The organism is Exiguobacterium sp. SH5S13 (assembly GCF_004337085.1).
Lineage (GTDB): Bacteria > Bacillota > Bacilli > Exiguobacteriales > Exiguobacteriaceae > Exiguobacterium > Exiguobacterium aurantiacum_A.
In genome coordinates, this window is record NZ_SJUS01000077.1 from 1 (window position 1) to 433 (window position 433).

Consider the following 433-nt stretch of genomic DNA (forward strand, 5'->3'; position numbering starts at 1 on the left):
AGTCGGTGGAGGAAGCCGCCCTAAGCCGCCCGCGGCCGATCCTGCTCACTGCTCTGGCATCACTGGCCAGCATCATCCTGCCGCTCTTGCTGGCAGGGGGCAGCGGGGCTGCAGGAAGGGCCAGCATGACCAGCATCAGCACAGTTCTCTTCTACGGCCAGCTGGTAGCAACTGTTCTCACGTTGTTTGTCGTGCCGGTGGTGTACGTCGAAGTGAAGATGCTCGAAGGTCGGCACTGAAGGCATAACCTCGCGAAGCAGGTTTCACCAGTGAGACAGTGAAGCCGGGCCACCCCTTCCATCCCTTGGCCCCACTTCCGCACGGCAGGATTTGGTGCCAAACCCCCAAGACTTCAGCGTGTCGCGAGGGTTACGGGATTGCGATGTCATCGTTGTGTCAGCACCTGCTTCAGCACATGAAAAAACCCCCGGGT

The 433-nt window shown here is 60.3% G+C and carries 1 protein-coding gene; it reads left to right on the plus strand.

Features of this window, described 5'->3' with window-relative positions:
- Positions 1 to 239 (plus strand): efflux RND transporter permease subunit (locus EVJ30_RS15065; protein WP_131469578.1); only part of this gene is annotated, 239 nt, incomplete at its 5' end.
- Between the last annotated feature and the right edge of the window lie 194 nt (positions 240 to 433).